This window comes from Occultella glacieicola, assembly GCF_004353825.1.
In the GTDB taxonomy this organism is placed as follows: Bacteria; Actinomycetota; Actinomycetes; order Actinomycetales; family Beutenbergiaceae; genus Occultella; species Occultella glacieicola.
Map to the genome: position 1 here is coordinate 155,997 of NZ_SMNA01000010.1, position 15,371 is coordinate 171,367.

Genomic DNA, 15,371 nt, shown 5'->3' on the forward strand with positions numbered 1-15,371 from the left:
GTCACTCGAATACCGGAGGTCATCTGTGAGCACCGCCCCCGTCGCCGACCAGCAACGTCTGCTGGACGTGCAGGCCATCGACACCCGCCTGGCCCAACTGGCCCACCAGCGCCGGTCCCACCCGAGCCTGGCCACGCTGGCGGAGTTCTCCACCCGGGCCCAGGACCTGGAGCGGGTCCGCGCGGAGACCGCCGTGGTGGTCAGCGACACCCGGCGTGAACTGGTCAAGGCCGAAACCGACGTGGAGCAGGTCGCCAACCGGGCCGCGCGGGACCAGCAACGCCTGGACAGTGGCTCCGGGTCCGCGAAGGACCTGCAGGCCATGGCGCACGAGCTCGAGTCCCTGCACCGGCGCAAGGAGGCGCTCGAGGAGATCGAGCTCGAGGTGATGGAGCGGCTCGAGGCCGCCGAGGGTGAGATCAACGCGATCACCGATCAGGCCGAGGCACTGCGGGCCGACGCCCAGCGGATCGAGGGCGAGCGGGACGCGGCGTTCGCCCAGCTCGACGAGGCCATCGCGGCGGCACAGGCGGACCGGGCCGCCGCCGTCGAGGGACTCGACGCGAACCTGCTCGCGCTCTACGAGCGAGTCCGGTCCCAGACCGGGGGACTCGCCGCCGTCGCCATCCGCGGCGAGAGCACCGAGGGCGTGCAGCTCACGCTCAGCCTGACCGAACGTGCGGCCATCCGGGACGCGGCGCCGGAGGAGGTCATTCGGTCCGAGGACTACGGCTACATCCTGGTGCGGGTCTCCTGACCCGCACCGCCGCTGACGAGGGAGTCGATGATGCACGCGGACGTCGCAGGCCGAGGGGTCACAGGGGAGGGCGAACCGGTCACGGTGGCCCTGGTCCGGCACGGCGAGACCCCGATGACGCCCACCGGTGCCTACTCCGGATCCGGGGTGCCGGGGCCGCCGCTGAGCGAGGCCGGCCGGGCCGAGGCGCTGCGGGCGGCCACGATCCTGGGTCGGCTCGGCGGTGACCTGTTCGACGACGTGCCCCCGCCCACCACCCTGATCACCTCGCCGCTGGTGCGCGCCGAGGAGACCGCGAGGATCATCGGGGACCACTTCGGGCTGTCCGCGATCGTCGACGACCGCGCCAAGGAGTGCCATTTCGGGCAGTGGGAGGGTCTCAAGGAGGCGGAGATCGACGAGCGCTGGCCCGGTGAGCTCGACGCCTGGCACACCACCGGCACCACGGTTCCGCCGGGCGGGGAGTCGATCGCCGGAGTCGGTGAGCGCACCCACGCCCTGCTGCTGGACCTGGTCGCCGAGCACGCCGGGTCCACCGTGGTGGTGGCCGCGCACGCCGTCACGATCCGCAGCGTGATCGGGCAGTGCCTGCTCGCCCCGCCCGGCGCCTGGTGGCGGCTGCGGCTGCAGTCGGGGTCGGTGAGCGTGATCCAGGTGTATCCGGACGGGATGGCCAAGGTGCTGGTGGCGGGGTTGCTCGACTAGTCGGGCAGGTCTCGGGACGACCGAGCCGGTTCGCCTCGACCGAGCCCTCTGTGGCGGGCTCGGTCGCCGGGAACCTACTCGCTCACCGGAAGGCGGTCAGGCTGGACGGCGGACACGGTGCTGCCCGCGATCCGGTCGTAGTACGTCCGGCCCTGCCCGACCAGCACCCCGGCGATCATCACGCCGATGACCGGGTAGGTCAGGACCGTCGCGGCGATCGTGGCCGGGTCGCCGTCGTCGTAGCCCCCGAACGCCGCCCCGATCGCGACCGCGTGCCCGAGCTGCCACGGGATCGCGATCTTCAGGGTGTTGCGCAGCAGGGCCCGCCCGAACGGTACCGGTCCGCCGTCGGCGGTGCGCACCCGCAGGGCGAACCGTCGCTTGCCCCAGGTGGCACCGGCGGGCCCGGACTCCCGCCGCGCGGCGAGCACGGTCGCGAGGATCGGTGGCACGGCGCTCATCGCGAACACCACGGCCTGCTCCTGGCCCCACCCGGCGCTGCGGGCGACCAGGCCGAACGGCACGGTGGCCGCGGCGATGCCCAGGTAGCCCACGCAATCCAGGAAGTACGCCTTGCCGCGCCTGCCCGCCAGTGGGTTCATGACAGCCCACGCTAACAAGGGGCGCCCTCGGTGCGGCTCAACCGGAAGGACGATTCTCGTGAGGTGAGTTGCTTGACTCACCTTCGAGGCGGCGAGTACATTCGCTTGTGGTGAGTCGATGGTCTCACCTCACTCGAAGGAGACGCGCATGGGCAAGCTCATCTACTCGATGATCACGTCGCTCGACGGGTATGCGGAGGCCGCCGAGGGTGATCTCGGGACCGGGGCCGAGGACGCGGAGGTGCACACCTTCATCGGGGACCGCTTCCGGGACGTCGGCACGTTCCTGTACGGCCGCCGGATGTACGAGACGATGGTCTTCTGGGAGACCGCGCACGCCCAGCCCGACGTGCCGCCGCACATCCTCCAGTACGCCCGGGACTGGCAGGCGGCGGAGAAGGTCGTCTACTCCACGACGCTGGAGTCGGTGTCCAGCGCGAGGACCCGGATCGAGCGGACCTTCGACCCCGAGGCGGTGCGCCGGCTCAAGGCGGAGTCGGACCACGACCTCAGCGTCGACGGCCCGAACCTCGCCGCCCAGGCGATCGCGGCCGGCCTCGTGGACGACTACCACCTGTTCATCACCACGAGCGTGGTCGGCGGCGGCAAGCGCTTCTTTCCCGACGGCGTGCGCCTCGACCTCGACCTGGTCGAGCAGCGTTCGTTCTCGACCGGCCTGATCTACGCGCACTACCGGACCCGCTGAACGCCTCGCTGACGATCCGCCGACCGCGCGCCTCGGCGGCCAACAAGCGCGCCACGGGGCTCTCGGTCGGCTGGAAGGTGCTCGCGCGCCGCCCCGTGGTGCCCGCCGAGCCGGGTCACGCCAGGACGAGTTCGAGGGTGTCCGGGCCGGTGCGGCCGGTGCGGGGGAGCAGGCTCGCCTCGCGGAGCACGGTCGGGATCAGCTCTTGGGCCGCGGCGAGCACCTGCGCGGGGGTGCGCGGCGGAGCGCCGGGGCGGGTCAGCAGGTGGTGGGTGAGGACCCCGCGGGTGTGCTTGGCGAAGTGGGAGACCACGGAGGGCTTGCCGTCACGGATCTGCACCACCCGCACCGTGAACCAGGGCAGGCCCGACGGCGGCCGCCAGGTCGGCAGGTAGCTGGAGGACCGCGCGTCGATCACCACGCCCCAGTCCCTGCCGAGGCTCTCCCGGAGGGCGGGCGCCCAGTACTGGGTGAGTTCGCCGACTCCGGGCAGCTTCGCGCAGATGGACGTCCGGTAGGCCGGGATGCGGTCCGTGGGGGCGAGCACCCCCCACAGGCCGGACACGATCCGTACGGAACTGTTCGCCCGCCGTCGCGCCGTCCCGGTGAGCCCGTCCAGACCCGCGGCCGCGTACAGGACGCCCGTGTAGACCTTCGATGCGGGCGCCGCGTGGGCGGTCCGGAGCGTGGTGTTGTGCGCGATCTCGGCCGTGAGGGTCGGTGGCACGTCGAGGACGCGGGCCGCGTCCGGGCGGGCGCTGGCATCGATGACCAGCTCGAGCAGCCGCTCGCGCCGGTCGGTCAGTTCGGGGTGGCTGAGGGCCGTGAGGTCCACGGGGGAGCCGCGCCGGGGGCCGGTCTTGCCCTCGGACGGGGGAAGGAGGATGAGCACGGACCCAGGGTAGGCGGCCCGGCGGCTAGACTCGGACCTGGATGAGTCGGCCAGGCGGTCGCGTCACGGAGTGATCCGTGCCGAGGAACGTCCGGGCTCCATAGGGCAGGGTGGTGGGTAACGCCCACCCGGGGTGACCCGCGGGACAGTGCCACAGAGAACAGACCGCCACACCGGTTCGCCGGTGCGGTAAGGGTGAAACGGTGGTGTAAGAGACCACCAGCGCATCGGGTGACCGAAGCGGCTAGGTAAACCCCACCCGGAGCAAGACCAGACAGGAAGCGCTCGAGGGCTGCTCGCCCGAGCTTCCGGGTAGGTCGCTGGAGGCGTGCGGCAACGTACGTCGTAGATGGATGGCCGCCCCCGGGCCGTGCGCGGTGCGGGACAGAACCCGGCGTATCGGCCGGCTCATCCACCACCCTCCGGCCGCGATGCTGCGATCGCGGCCGGAGCAGCGTCTGCGACGCGCCTCAGACGCGGTTGCGCCTGCTGACGAAGGACAGGATCAGTCCGATGACGAGGACTGCGACGCCGATCCAGATCAGGATCTGCCCGACGCCGGCGAAGCCGATGATGGCGAGGACGACGCCGAGGATGATGAGCACGAGCCAGAGTGACATGGTCTGTCCTTTCGTAGTCCCCCTTTGCGGAATGGCCAGCATGGCGCTTCCGGCAACGTGCCGCATCCCGAGCCGTGCGCGGCCTACTGAGCGGACCGCTGCGGATGCGCCCGGTCGGCAACCGGATGACGATGATGGGTATGAGTCCCGATGTGAGGCCCCAGAACGTGCCCGCCCAGCAGCAGTCATGGCCCGGCAGGACCTCGGAGATGGACCCGCGGCCCGATCACGGCGAGGACGGCTACACCGGGCGGGAACGCCTGGTCGGCAAGAGGGCGCTGATCACCGGTGGCGACTCCGGGATCGGACGGGCCACGGCGATCGCGTTCGCGAAGGAGGGAGCCGACGTCGCGGTCGCGTATCTGCCCGAGGAACAGGTGGATGCCGAGGAGACCAGGGCCGCGGTGCACGCCGTCGGCAAGGAGTGCGTGCTGGTCGCGACCGATCTGCGGACCGAGCAGGCCAACCTCGAGCTGGCGGCCGCGGCGGTGGACGCGCTGGGTGGGGTGGACGTCCTGGTCAACAACGCCGGCTTTCAGATGGCGCACACCGGCGGGATCACGGACTTCCCGAGTGGCCAGCTGGAGCAGGTGTTCGAGACCAACGTGTTCGCGTCGTTCTGGCTGACCAAGGCGCTGGTGCCGCATCTGGGCCCGGGTTCGAGCGTCATCTTCACGACCTCGATCCAGGCCTTCGACCCGTCGGAGCCCTTGCTGGACTACGCGGCCACGAAGGCCGCGCTGAACAATCTGATGGTCAACCTGGCCGCCGAGCTCGGACCGAAGGGGATCCGGGTGAACGCGGTGGCCCCTGGTCCGATCTGGACGCCGCTGATCCCGAGTACGTTCGACGCCGCGAAGGTGCAGGACTTCGGGACCGATACCCCGCTCGGGCGGCCCGGGCAGCCGGTGGAGGTGGCCGCAGCGTTCGTGTTCCTGGCCTCCGACGAGGCCAGCTACGTCAGCGGCACCGTGCTCGGCGTGACCGGTGGCAGGGCGGTCTTCTGAGGAAGGCATCAACTCCGGGGCAGTACGGCCGCGGCGCGCTCGGGTAACGGGGGCGGCCGCGGAACCTGGCGCGGCACCGCAGCCCGCCGATAGCGTGGTGACCTTCGGAGGGAGACCACATGGCCACATCGGTGCTGGCTGGTTGGGCGCAGATCCGCGAGGACTTCGCCGCGTTCTATCGGGACCTGCACACCCATCCCGAGCTGTCCGACCAGGAGACCAGGACCGCCGGCCTGTTGGCGCAGCGCCTGCGTGATGCCGGGTTCGACGAGGTCGTCGAGGGGGTGGGCGGCACCGGCGTGGTCGGCGTGGTACGCAGCGGCGAGGGCCCGGTGGTGATGCTCCGGGCCGACATCGACGCGCTGCCGGTGCAGGAGAAGACCGGGCTCCCCTACGCCAGCACGGTGCGAGCCCGAGACGGTGACGGCGTCCAGGTTCCGGTGATGCACGCCTGCGGGCACGACATGCACGCCGCGAGCCTGGCGGCCGCCGCCACCCTGCTGGCCCAGGGCCGCGAGCACTGGCGCGGCACGGTACTGGTGGTATTCCAGCCCGCGGAGGAACTCGCCACCGGGGCCCGCGACATGATCGCGGACGGGTTGTTCGAGCGGTTCCCGAGGCCCGGCATCGTGCTCGGTCAGCACGTGGCTCCGCTGCCGGCCGGGATCCTCGGGTACGGCGTCGGTCCGGTGATGGCCTCCGCGGACTCGGTGAACGTCACACTGCACGGGCGCGGCGGGCACGGCTCCCGCCCGGAATCGACGATCGATCCGGTCCTGATGGCCGCGAACGTCGTCACCCGGCTCCAGGGCATCGTCGCTCGTGAAGTGCCGCCGGCCGAGTCGGCGGTGGTCACGGTAGGGCGGCTGCAGGCGGGTGCCAAGGACAACGTCATCCCGGACGTCGCCGAACTGGGCATCAACATCCGCGCGTTCAGCCCGGCGGTACGCGACCTGGTCCGCGCGGCGATCGAGAGGGTCGTGACCGGGGAGGCACAGACCTCTGGCGCGCCGAAGCCCCCGGAGTTCACCTGGTTCGCCGCGGCGCCTGCGCTGGTGAGTGATCCCGATGCCACCGAGACCACGGTCGCGGCGTTCGTGGAGCGGTTCGGCGGGCAGCGGGTGATGCGGATGCCTCAGGTGAACGCCAGCGAGGACGTCGGCGTCTTCGGCGAGGCGATCGGCGTGCCGACGGTGTTCTGGTTCTGGGGCGGTCTGGAGACGGAGTCGACGCTGGCTGCGTTCGCGCAGGGCCGCATCGACGAACTGCCCGGTAACCACTCACCGTTCTTCGCGCCGGAGATCGAGCCGACCCTGACCACCGGGGTGGAGGCGCTGATCACCGCCGCCACCACCTGGCTCGACCCGGCCCCGCTGTGAGGTCCAGGGAGGTCGTCGCGGTCAGCCGCAGCTAGGCGTCGTCCGGCAGGAAAGCCGCCCGGGCCCTTTTCCGGGTGCTGAATGGATGACGGCGGTCGTCCGGACCGCTCGACGTGCCCGTCGGCGCGTCGCAGGCCGACCTGGAGTTCGCTGTGGCTGACCTGGCCTTCGTTGCCCTGGAAGCTCGAGCCCGATCCTGCGCGGCCCCGGCACCTGATCACCGAGGCGGGGGTCGGCTACCGTCTGCAGCCATGACTCTCCGCTCACGAGGCTCGCTCGCCGCGAGCTCCCTCGCTCGGGGGAGATCTCCGGCCCGGCCGGGGGAGGGGGCCGCGCCGCGACCCCGGCAGCATGGGACGCAGGGATCGCCGGACGGCGGACCGCGCCACTTCTCGGCAGGAGACCGGTCATGATGCAGACCCCGCCCACGCTCACCACGAGAACAACCGCAGCTGGCCTGGCCGTGCCGCGGACCCGGTTCGCCGGCGCGGCGATGATGGCGGGCGCGGCCGTGTTCGCCGCCGCCGGGTACTTTGCCGGCGAGCCGTCCGGCACAGCGGCCTACACGGTCTCGAACGTGGCCGGCCTGATCGCCATCGCGTGCGTCCTGGTCGGGTTCGGCGGGTTCCGCCGCCGCTACCGGACCCTGCTGGGCCGACTCGGTGCTTGGGGCATCGGCCTGGTCCGCTTCGGCCTGCTGGCCACGGTCCTGGGCTATCTCGTGAACCTGGTCGGCCCGTTGCTGCCCGGACAGGCCGCGGCGGCCGTGGCGGTGGTCGGCATCCCGGCCTGGTCGCTGGCGCACCTGATGTACGTGGGCGCGACCGTGCTCGGCATCGCCTGCCTGCGGTCCGGAGCCGTGCCGCGCCTCGTCGGGGTACCGCTGGTCTGCGGCCTGCCGCTGCTCCTCGCCGGGGTTGGCCTCGGCCTGGCCGTGGGAGGGACGGCCGCCACCGTCATCACCTGGATCGCCACCGAGGGGCAGGCCGGTCTCGCCTGGTTCCTGGTCGGCCTGCAGCTGAGCCGGCGCGCCGCGAACTAGGGCGTCAGGCCGCCTACCCACGCTGCGACGAGCCGAGTCGTGGCCGTGGTCAGGAGGTGCCCGACATCCGGCACGGCCATGGCAGGGGGCAGTCCGACGCCCTCTCTGCGGAGGTGCTCCGGTGGGAGGAACGGGTCGTACCGGCCCGCGGCGATCTGGATCGGCGTTCCTACAACGTGTTCCAACACGTCCCGGGGCAGCGCGTGCGGCGCCAGCGACGTGTGGCTGTTCGCACCCACCAAGGTCATCCAGGAGATGAGCACCTCATCGACTGCTGCTCCGGGCGCACTCATGTGCGCCAGGAGCGTCCGAGTGGTCACGGTGTTCGGGCTGAGCATCCAGCGCAGGCTCGCCCACACGAGAGCCATCGGCACCCGAAGGCGGACCAGGCCCGCGGGTGAGATCAGGACCCGCCCGGCGATGTGCGGCGAATCAGCGGCCAGGGCGATTCCGCCACCGAGGGAGTGGCCCACCACGACCACCGGCGTTGCGAGTTCGCCCAGCAGCTCGCTCAGCCACGCGCCGAGGAAGAACAGTGGTGCGCTGTCGATCCGGAACGGGTGGCTCAGCCCGGGTTGCCCGGGGATGTCGGGGACGATGACCCTGGAGGTCCGAGCGAGGAACTCGATCTCGTCGAGCATGGAGGCCGCACAGAAGTTCGTGCCGGGTAGGAACACGACGGTCGGCCCGTCGCTGCCGGCACTCAGGAGATGCGTCCGGCCCGCCTTCGTCTCGCGGGTCTCGCGCTGGTGCGGGTGCGACCAACTCTCGATGCGTTGCTCACACCAGGCCTGCACGCGGTGTTCGGCCTCGGTCGACTTGTAGATGTACTTCACGACCGTCCCCCTGCCTCGTCCGAGCCGATGAAGGCGTCGATGTCGTCGGCGACGCCATCGCGGTTCATGTCAGGCTCCCGCGCGCGGCGCGCATCCCAGCGCAGCGAGATTGCGGCGAGGACCGCGGCGATGAGCGAAGCGAGCAGGATCGCCACCTTTGCCCCGGCGAGATCCGCACCCCCAGGAAAGGACAACTCGGCAACGAGCAGCGCAACGGTGAACCCGATTCCCGTCAACAATCCGACGCCCACCAGATCACGCACGCCGATCCCCTGGGGCAGTCGGAATCGCGTGAACCGGGTGATCAGAGCCGCGACGCCCAGGACTCCGATGACCTTGCCGGCCACGAGGCCGACCACGATGCCGATCACGATCGGTGAACTCAGAATGTCCCCGACATCGGTACCGACCACCGTGACTCCGGCCGAGAAGAACGCGAACATCGGCAAGGCGATACCGGCGGAGATCGGACGAACCCGATGCTCGTAGGCGACCGTGCGGGGCACCGGTTCACCATGTACCGCTGTGGCCGGGACGCAGAAGCCCAAGAGGACACCCGCAACCGTCGCGTGCACACCCGACTCATGCATGAACCACCAGGCCACCAGCGCGACCGGAATCAAGAACCACACTCGCGCGAACCGTGAGGTCACCAGCAGTCGGAACACGATCAGGCTCGCCACGACGGCCGCGAGCGGGGCGAGGCGCACGGTATCGGTGTAGAACACGGCGATCACGACGATCGCCAGCAGGTCATCCACCACGGCCAACGTCAGCAGGAAGGTCCGCAGCGCGAGCGGGAGGCCACGCCCGAAGACTGCCAGCACGGCGAGAGCGAACGCGATGTCAGTAGCCGTCGGGATCGCCCACCCCGCCAGCGCAGCGGGCTCACCCATGACCGATGCCACGAGCACGTAGAACACCGCCGGCACGGCCATCCCGCCGAGGGCCGCGAGCATCGGGACTGCCGCCTCACGCGGATTCGAGAGTGACCCCGCGCGGAACTCGTGCTTGAGTTCGACGCCCACGACGAAGAAGAACACAGCGAGCAGGCCGTCCGCGGCCCACGCCCCCAACGAGAGGTCCAAGTGCAGCGCGCTGGGGCCGACCTGCAGCGCGACGAGTTCCGCGTACCCCTCGCGCCATGGCGAGTTCGCCCAGACCAGCGCGACCATCGCTGCGGCCAGCAAGATGGCCCCGCTGGCTGCTTCTCCCGTGATCCACGTACGCAACCGCACCCTGGCATGCGTCATTCCACCCACAAGTGTCCCTTCAACCCGATCAACGAACCGTGCACAAACGCACTCGCCGACCAGACTTCCCGGCACACCAGCAACCACTGTAGACCCCGCGTGACCGCACACAAGAACACTGACGCTCGGGCAGCGCGACCCGCGGCGCGCCGCATCGATGCGGCGCGCGTCAGTCCGAGGGGAACGGAGGCCCCCGCCGGAACGGATGCCCCCAATGGGTTAGCGGTCGCGTGCCGCCAGTGCCGCGGCGCCGACGATGCCGGCGGTGTTGCGCAGCTTCGCGGGCACGATCGGTGCGCGGAGGTTCAGGAGCGGCAGGAACTTCTCGTGGTCCTTGGACACCCCGCCGCCGACGATGAACAGGTCGGGGGAGAACAGGAACTCCACGTGGGCGAAGTAGCGCTGCAGCCGCTCGGCCCACTCGGGGTAACTCAGGTCCTCCCTCTCCTTGACGGAGGAGGCGGCGCGGGTCTCGGCGTCGTATCCGTCGAGCTCGAGGTGGCCGAGCTCGAAGTTCGGGACCAGGACCCCGTCGTGGATGAGGGCGCTGCCGATGCCCGTGCCGAGCGTCATGACCAGGACCGTGCCGTCCTGGCCGAGGCCGGCGCCGTAGCGGGCCTCGGCGTAGCCGGCGGCGTCGGCGTCGTTGACCACGTGCGCGTCCCGGCCGGTGTACTTGCGGGCGATATCGGCGACGTTCGTGCCGATCCAGCGCTTGTCCATGTTCGCCGAGGTGATCGTGACGTCGTGCAGGATCACGCCGGGGAACGTCAGCCCGACCGGGGTCTCCTTGGGCAGATCCTCGAAGTGCTCGACGACCTTGCCGAGCACCTCGCCGACCGCCTCCGGGCTGGACTCCACGGGGGTGTCCAGCCGGAACCGCTTGGACAGGAGCTCCCCGGTGCGTAGATGCACCGGTGCCGCCTTGATGCCGGAGCCGCCGATGTCGATCCCGAACCCGACGTCGTTCGGGTGCACGTCGGCGAGGGTCAGATCACTCACGTTCTTCTTGGCCATGGCAGTCGGAGTCTCCGCTTCGAGGGGGTCGGCGCCGGCCCCCGCGGGCGAGGTGGCGACATCGGGCACGAGTCTAGAGGCGACACCGACCCTCGCGGTACGTGCCACAATCGACGCTGGCGAAAGGAATCGATGATGTCTGAGAGCGCTCCGCCGGAGAAGACGTTCTACTACAATCTGGAAACCGGAGCCGTCGAAGAGGGTCTGGTCAGCGACTGGAACTCACGGATGGGGCCCTACGCCACGCGCGAGGAAGCCGCCAAGGCGTTGGAGACGGCGCGGCTCCGGAACGCGAAGTGGGAGGACGAGGACCGGGCCTGGCGCGACAGCGACGATCCCGGTGCCCGGGACGAGCAGGACGAGTAGCACAGCAGAACAGGACGAACGAGCAGGACCGGTCGAGCCGGCCGGTCCCCGAGATGGCCGCGCGCCTGCGTGGCCGCACGGCGGAAGAAGCGAGATGCGGACGAGTTCACCCAGACGTCGGGGGACCCTGGTCGGCGCCGCCCTGGCGGGCGCTCTCGCATTGGCGATCACCGCCGTCGGGCCTGCCGCCGCCGACACCGACGACGACGATGTCGTCGTGAAGGTCAAGGCGCACACCACCAGGACCCCGCTGCTCGGCTGGACCATCGGCCTCGACCCTGGCCACAACGGCGGCAACGCCTCGCACGTGCTGGAGATCAACGAACAGGTCCCGGACGGCCGCGGCGGCTGGAAGCAGTGCAACACCACCGGCACCACCGCGCTGAGCGGGTACGCCGAGCACGAGTTCAACTTCGACGTGGCGGTGCGCACCCGGGCGGCCCTCGAGGACCTCGGTGCGACCGTGGTGATGACCCGCGAGAGCGACGACGGCGTGGGCCCGTGCGTGGACGTGCGCGGCCGGTTCGCCGAGGACAACGACGTGGACCTGATGCTCTCGATCCACGCGGACGGCTCCGCCGATCCCGCGATCGCGGGCTTCTTCGCGATCGTCGCCGACCCGCCGCTGTCGGAGTCGCAGGGGCAGCCGAGCCTCGAGCTCGCCCAGACGATGATCACCGCGCTCAGCGACGGCGGCTTCACCCCGAGCACGATCTACGAGGAGGCGCTCTCCCAGCGGGCCGACCTCGCCACCCTGAACTTCGCCCGCCGGCCCGCCGTGATGCTGGAGCTGGGGGAGATGCGCAACCCGGCCGAGTCGGACCTGATGAGCAGCGAGGCGGGCCGCCAGGCCTACGCGGACGCGCTCGTCGACGGCGTGCTCGACTGGGCCGGGCCGCACGACCCGCAGTAGGGAGGAGCGGGCGGCGCCGAGCCAGACGCCATTCGCGGCGCTCGTCCCGCCACTGCGCCTCCTGCAAGGCGCTTCCGCGGAAGCACATGGGTCAGTCCGGTACGCCCGAGGAAGGCCGGCAGGGAGGACTTGTTCGGGCGTGACGTTCGGCGCCAAGGGAGGCAAGGCCGATGCCCGACGGCGGGGCTACTTCGGGTGCATCTGCTGAACCGATCCCGCGTTGACGCCACTCCGGTGCCGGTCTACCCTCGGTGCAGCGCGAGCGGGATCGCGCCGAGACTCGCCGGAAGGCTCGAAGCCACCCCGATGACGTGGGTGAGTTGTCTTCAGACACCTACCGATGCTCGGCCCGTGCGAGTCCGGGCGACGAGCGAGGTGTTTCCGACATGAAGATCCTTCCCGACTCCCCGAACCTCGACCACCTGCGCCGCCAGGCCAAGGACCTCCTGGCCGGCCTGCGCGACGGCGAACCGACGGCGTCGCTCGCCGACGCCCAGGCCGCGCTCGCGCAGCAGTACGGGTTCCGCACCTGGCCGGACCTCAAGGCGGAGGTCGAGCACCGGCGCGGCTCCGAGGAGGTCGCACCGTCCTCCCTGGCAGCGGCGCTCGCCGAGCGCTACGACCTCGGCACCGTGACGGCGCCGATGCGTTCGGTGCAACGCTCCGACGACCTCGGCCGCCGCTGGGCACTCGACACCGACCGCGGCCGCTGGTCGGTGAGCTCGGTGGAGAGCTGGTGGCCGATCGTCGATGCCGACCGCGACGTCGAGCTCCAGGAGGCTGCCGCGGCGGCCGGTGTGCAGCTCCCGCTCCCGATGCGCGGACCGGCGGGCGCCGTCGTCGAGGAGATCGACGGCGTGCCGTGGCGGGTCACCCGGTGGCGGCACTCCGGTGCGCCGCTCGGCGCACCGGTGGCGGCACGGTTCACCTCCAAGGTCGGTGCCATCCTGGCGACGATCCACGGCCTCGGGTTCGAGGTCGACCGCATCAGCCCGTGGCACGCGGCGCGGTTCTCGGACGAGCCGTGGGCGCAGGTCGCGGTTCGGGTTCGCGCGGCCGGTGTGCCGTGGGCGGATGCGTTCAACGCGGCCACCCAAGAGCTCGAGCACCTCGCGGATCTGGGCTCGGCGCCGGTCGACCCCTCGACGGCGGTCCTCACGCACAACTCGCTGGGCCCGGCGAAGGTGCGGCGTGAGCACGGCGGAGGTCTCGTCGTCGTCGGCTGGGAGCATGCGGGTGGTCAGCCTCCCGCATGGGAGCTTGCCGACGTGCTCGCGACCTGGACGATCGACCCGAGCGGGGCGGTCAACGTCACCGGCGCGCGGGCGCTGGTCGAGGGGTACGCCGCCGTGGCCGACGGCGTCCCGCGCCTCGACGAGGCGGCGTTCCGCGGGTTCGCGATGAGCATGTGCAACTACGTGGCCGGCCAGGTGGACGCCGCGCTCGACGCCGATAGGGCGGCGACGACCACGCCGGGGCGCGGGGAGGTGGCCGAGCGCGACTTCACCGCGCGCAGCGTCACGCACCTCCTGACGCATCTGCCCCGCCGGAGCGCGTTCGCGCAGCTGCTCGAAGCGACCACGCTGGTGCGCTGAACCCCGCACCGGCGCACGGTCCGAGGCCGCGCTCGCGCCGGCGGGCCGCGCTTCGGAGGAAGCGCGGCCCGTCGCCGGACGCTTCCGCGGAAGCGGCTCCTGGACTACCGACCGGGTCGGGTGCTCCGGTCAGTCGCCGCCCGGGCGCTCGTAGTGCGCACTCACCGCCGCTGCCCGGCTGCGGAGAGACGCCCGCACCGACGCCGGGGCGAGCGCCTCGACGTCCGCGCCGAGCTGCCACAACGCCCACTCGGCGTGCCAGGCGTCCTGGTAGCTCACCTCGAGCCGGAGCCAGCCGCCCGGCTCAGGCTCCTCGGCGCGGACCGCCACCGCGGACTTCAGCAGGTCGTCACGCCGGGCCGGGTCCACCCGGACGAGCACGTTGATGTGAGCGCCGGACAGGAACTGCGCGCACCGCTCCCGCCAGACCCGCTCCAGGTCCACGTCGGCCGGCCGTTCCGCGGGCTCGGGCAACTGCTCGGCGGCCACCATCCGGGACAGCCGGTAGGTGCGGTTCTCCCCGGACCTCATCGCCAGCAGGTAGGCCCGGTCGCGGACGGTCACCAGCCCGATGGGGTCAATCGTGCGCCAGGTCGCCTCCTGCCCGGCGGCGGCGTAGTGGATGCGGAGCTTGTGCCCGGTGAGCACGGCCCGCCGCACCTGCGCCATCGTGTCCCGGGAGACCTCCTCGGTGACCAGCGGGCGGGAGAGCAGGTCCGTCTCCGGTTCGACGAGGAAGCGCTGCGCCGCGTCGGTCATGGTGGTCCGGTGGCCCTCGGGAAGTGCGTCGGCCACCTTCCGCACGGCCGAGGCGAGGGCCGAGCCGAGACCGAAGACCTGGGCACCGCGCGCGGAGCCGGCGGCCAGCAGCGCCAGCGCCTCGTCGTGGTTCAGCCCGGTCAGTTCGGTGCGGAAACCCGGTAGCAGGGCGAACCCGCCCTGGCGGCCGCGTTCGGCGTAGACCGGTACCCCGGCCGCCGAGAGCGCCTCGATGTCCCGCAGCACCGTGCGGGTGGAGACCTCGAGTTCGCGCGCGAGCGTCTCCGCGTTCAGCCGGCCGCGCTGGCGCAGCAGCAGCACCAGGGAGACCAACCGGTCGGCGCGCATTCTCCAACGGTATCCGGATACATGACGGAAGATGTCGTGTATTACCGGCAGAGTGACGATCACGGCGTCGAGGACGCGGGCCGACCGGCCGGCGGGGCGGCGCACAGGATCGAACGGAGCAGAACATGGTGTTGGAGCGAACGGCGGTCAACCCGTCGACGTGGTCGTTGGAGATCGGCTACAACCAGGGCGAGGTCGTCACCGGGCACACTCGGACCCTGTACCTCGCCGGCCAGACGGCGATGAGCAGCGAGGGCCAGCCACTCCACGAGGGCGACATCGGGGCCCAGCTGGAGCTGAGCCTGGACAACGTCGAGGCGACCCTCACCGAGGCGGGCATGACCTTCGCGAACCTCATCCGGCTCACGATCTACACCACGGACGTCGACGCCCTGCTCCCACACTTCGGCGTGCTCGGGGCACGGCTCGGCGCCGTCGGTGCCGCGCCCCCGATGACGGTGCTGGAGATCTCCCGGCTGGTGATCCCCGGCCAGCTGGTCGAACTCGAGGGCACCGCCGTGGCGTGAAGCTACGTCTCGCCCGACGATGAGGACCCGGTGCTTCCGCGGGGCGG

The 15,371-nt window shown here is 71.2% G+C and carries 17 protein-coding genes and 1 other RNA gene; 11 read left to right on the forward strand and 7 right to left on the reverse strand.

The features are described 5' to 3' along the window. The first annotated feature begins 25 nt into the window (after window positions 1-25). Together EXU48_RS19180 and EXU48_RS19185 are read left to right on the forward strand one after the other, a co-directional pair. Window positions 26-757: a zinc ribbon domain-containing protein gene (locus EXU48_RS19180; RefSeq protein WP_133109301.1), complete on the forward strand. Its 732-nt coding sequence runs from the start codon at window positions 26-28 to the stop codon at window positions 755-757. Window positions 758-784: 27 nt separating this feature from the next. Then, window positions 785-1,462: a histidine phosphatase family protein gene (locus EXU48_RS19185; RefSeq protein ID WP_235857142.1), complete on the forward strand. Its 678-nt coding sequence runs from the start codon at window positions 785-787 to the stop codon at window positions 1,460-1,462. A 74-nt stretch (window positions 1,463-1,536) separates the two neighbouring features. Here the strand turns inward: EXU48_RS19185 and EXU48_RS19190 are convergent, their stop codons facing one another. Continuing rightward, window positions 1,537-2,064, reverse strand: a complete 528-nt coding sequence (locus EXU48_RS19190) for an RDD family protein (protein WP_133109302.1) — start codon at window positions 2,062-2,064, stop codon at window positions 1,537-1,539. A 148-nt stretch (window positions 2,065-2,212) separates the two neighbouring features. Between EXU48_RS19190 and EXU48_RS19195 the strand changes: the two genes are divergently transcribed. After that, window positions 2,213-2,770, forward strand: a complete 558-nt coding sequence (locus EXU48_RS19195) for a dihydrofolate reductase family protein (protein ID WP_133109303.1) — start codon at window positions 2,213-2,215, stop codon at window positions 2,768-2,770. A gap of 115 nt (window positions 2,771-2,885) precedes the next feature. On the opposite strand, the gene EXU48_RS19200 is transcribed toward EXU48_RS19195, so the two are convergent. Then, a complete protein-coding gene (locus EXU48_RS19200) occupies window positions 2,886-3,662 on the reverse strand; it encodes a YaaA family protein (protein ID WP_133109304.1) in 777 nt (258 codons plus the stop codon). A gap of 42 nt (window positions 3,663-3,704) precedes the next feature. On the opposite strand from EXU48_RS19200, the gene rnpB reads away from it, so the two are divergent. Then, window positions 3,705-4,077: RNase P RNA component class A (gene rnpB / locus EXU48_RS19205), an RNA gene on the forward strand. A 55-nt stretch (window positions 4,078-4,132) separates the two neighbouring features. Here rnpB and EXU48_RS24600 read toward each other — a convergent pair. After that, a complete protein-coding gene (locus tag EXU48_RS24600) occupies window positions 4,133-4,282 on the reverse strand; it encodes a DUF4175 domain-containing protein (RefSeq protein ID WP_165962897.1) in 150 nt (49 codons plus the stop codon). Between the two features lie 140 nt (window positions 4,283-4,422). On the opposite strand from EXU48_RS24600, the gene EXU48_RS19210 reads away from it, so the two are divergent. The 3 genes from EXU48_RS19210 (at window position 4,423) to EXU48_RS19225 (ending at window position 7,710) form a co-directional block, all read left to right on the forward strand. Beyond that, window positions 4,423-5,289, forward strand: coding sequence for an SDR family oxidoreductase (locus tag EXU48_RS19210; protein WP_235857143.1), 867 nt, complete (start codon window positions 4,423-4,425; stop codon window positions 5,287-5,289). A 119-nt stretch (window positions 5,290-5,408) separates the two neighbouring features. Then, window positions 5,409-6,668 carry an amidohydrolase gene (locus EXU48_RS19215; RefSeq protein WP_133109305.1) on the forward strand — a complete coding sequence of 420 codons (1,260 nt, stop codon included), beginning with the start codon at window positions 5,409-5,411 and terminating at the stop codon, window positions 6,666-6,668. A 409-nt stretch (window positions 6,669-7,077) separates the two neighbouring features. Beyond that, entirely contained in the window at window positions 7,078-7,710 is a 633-nt protein-coding gene (locus tag EXU48_RS19225; protein ID WP_133109306.1) for a hypothetical protein, read from the forward strand. Here EXU48_RS19225 and EXU48_RS19230 read toward each other — a convergent pair. The 3 genes from EXU48_RS19230 to ppgK all read right to left on the reverse strand — a co-directional run bounded on the left by EXU48_RS19230 (window position 7,707) and on the right by ppgK (window position 10,816). Continuing rightward, window positions 7,707-8,546: an alpha/beta fold hydrolase gene (locus EXU48_RS19230; RefSeq protein WP_133109307.1), complete on the reverse strand. Its 840-nt coding sequence runs from the start codon at window positions 8,544-8,546 to the stop codon at window positions 7,707-7,709. The genes EXU48_RS19225 and EXU48_RS19230 overlap by 4 nt on opposite strands. Beyond that, a complete protein-coding gene (gene nhaA / locus EXU48_RS19235) occupies window positions 8,543-9,886 on the reverse strand; it encodes a Na+/H+ antiporter NhaA (RefSeq protein ID WP_235857144.1) in 1,344 nt (447 codons plus the stop codon). The genes EXU48_RS19230 and nhaA overlap by 4 nt, the downstream gene beginning before the upstream one ends. 132 nt (window positions 9,887-10,018) lie before the next feature. Beyond that, window positions 10,019-10,816, reverse strand: coding sequence for a polyphosphate--glucose phosphotransferase (gene ppgK / locus EXU48_RS19240; protein ID WP_133109308.1), 798 nt, complete (start codon window positions 10,814-10,816; stop codon window positions 10,019-10,021). A 135-nt stretch (window positions 10,817-10,951) separates the two neighbouring features. Here ppgK and EXU48_RS19245 point away from each other — a divergent pair, with 135 nt between their 5' ends. From EXU48_RS19245 to EXU48_RS19255, 3 genes are all read left to right on the forward strand, one after another. Continuing rightward, the gene (locus EXU48_RS19245; RefSeq protein WP_133109309.1) at window positions 10,952-11,182 is read left to right on the forward strand and encodes an SPOR domain-containing protein; all 231 of its coding nucleotides are present in this window, start codon (window positions 10,952-10,954) and stop codon (window positions 11,180-11,182) included. Window positions 11,183-11,276: 94 nt separating this feature from the next. Then, window positions 11,277-12,095: an N-acetylmuramoyl-L-alanine amidase gene (locus tag EXU48_RS19250; RefSeq protein WP_133109310.1), complete on the forward strand. Its 819-nt coding sequence runs from the start codon at window positions 11,277-11,279 to the stop codon at window positions 12,093-12,095. A 386-nt stretch (window positions 12,096-12,481) separates the two neighbouring features. Continuing rightward, the gene (locus EXU48_RS19255) at window positions 12,482-13,690 is read left to right on the forward strand and encodes a phosphotransferase (RefSeq protein ID WP_133109311.1); all 1,209 of its coding nucleotides are present in this window, start codon (window positions 12,482-12,484) and stop codon (window positions 13,688-13,690) included. A 129-nt stretch (window positions 13,691-13,819) separates the two neighbouring features. On the opposite strand, the gene EXU48_RS19260 is transcribed toward EXU48_RS19255, so the two are convergent. After that, on the reverse strand, window positions 13,820-14,797 hold the full coding sequence (locus tag EXU48_RS19260; RefSeq protein WP_133109312.1) for a helix-turn-helix transcriptional regulator: 978 nt from the start codon (window positions 14,795-14,797) through the stop codon (window positions 13,820-13,822). A 131-nt stretch (window positions 14,798-14,928) separates the two neighbouring features. On the opposite strand from EXU48_RS19260, the gene EXU48_RS19265 reads away from it, so the two are divergent. Beyond that, window positions 14,929-15,324 carry a RidA family protein gene (locus EXU48_RS19265; RefSeq protein ID WP_207947832.1) on the forward strand — a complete coding sequence of 132 codons (396 nt, stop codon included), beginning with the start codon at window positions 14,929-14,931 and terminating at the stop codon, window positions 15,322-15,324. Window positions 15,325-15,371 lie beyond the last annotated feature (47 nt).

Bases quoted from the DNA above. Each gene is read 5' to 3' on its own strand.
- EXU48_RS19185 (WP_235857142.1), top strand. From the start codon at position 785: ATGATGCACGCGGACGTCGCAGGCCGAGGGGTCACAGGGGAGGGCGAA.
- EXU48_RS19190 (WP_133109302.1), bottom strand. From the start codon at position 2,064: ATGAACCCACTGGCGGGCAGGCGCGGCAAGGCGTACTTCCTGGATTGC.
- EXU48_RS19195 (WP_133109303.1), top strand. From the start codon at position 2,213: ATGGGCAAGCTCATCTACTCGATGATCACGTCGCTCGACGGGTATGCG.
- EXU48_RS24600 (WP_165962897.1), bottom strand. From the start codon at position 4,282: ATGTCACTCTGGCTCGTGCTCATCATCCTCGGCGTCGTCCTCGCCATC.
- EXU48_RS19210 (WP_235857143.1), top strand. From the start codon at position 4,423: ATGAGTCCCGATGTGAGGCCCCAGAACGTGCCCGCCCAGCAGCAGTCA.
- EXU48_RS19215 (WP_133109305.1), top strand. From the start codon at position 5,409: ATGGCCACATCGGTGCTGGCTGGTTGGGCGCAGATCCGCGAGGACTTC.
- EXU48_RS19225 (WP_133109306.1), top strand. From the start codon at position 7,078: ATGATGCAGACCCCGCCCACGCTCACCACGAGAACAACCGCAGCTGGC.
- ppgK (WP_133109308.1), bottom strand. From the start codon at position 10,816: ATGGCCAAGAAGAACGTGAGTGATCTGACCCTCGCCGACGTGCACCCG.
- EXU48_RS19245 (WP_133109309.1), top strand. From the start codon at position 10,952: ATGTCTGAGAGCGCTCCGCCGGAGAAGACGTTCTACTACAATCTGGAA.
- EXU48_RS19250 (WP_133109310.1), top strand. From the start codon at position 11,277: ATGCGGACGAGTTCACCCAGACGTCGGGGGACCCTGGTCGGCGCCGCC.
- EXU48_RS19255 (WP_133109311.1), top strand. From the start codon at position 12,482: ATGAAGATCCTTCCCGACTCCCCGAACCTCGACCACCTGCGCCGCCAG.
- EXU48_RS19260 (WP_133109312.1), bottom strand. From the start codon at position 14,797: ATGCGCGCCGACCGGTTGGTCTCCCTGGTGCTGCTGCTGCGCCAGCGC.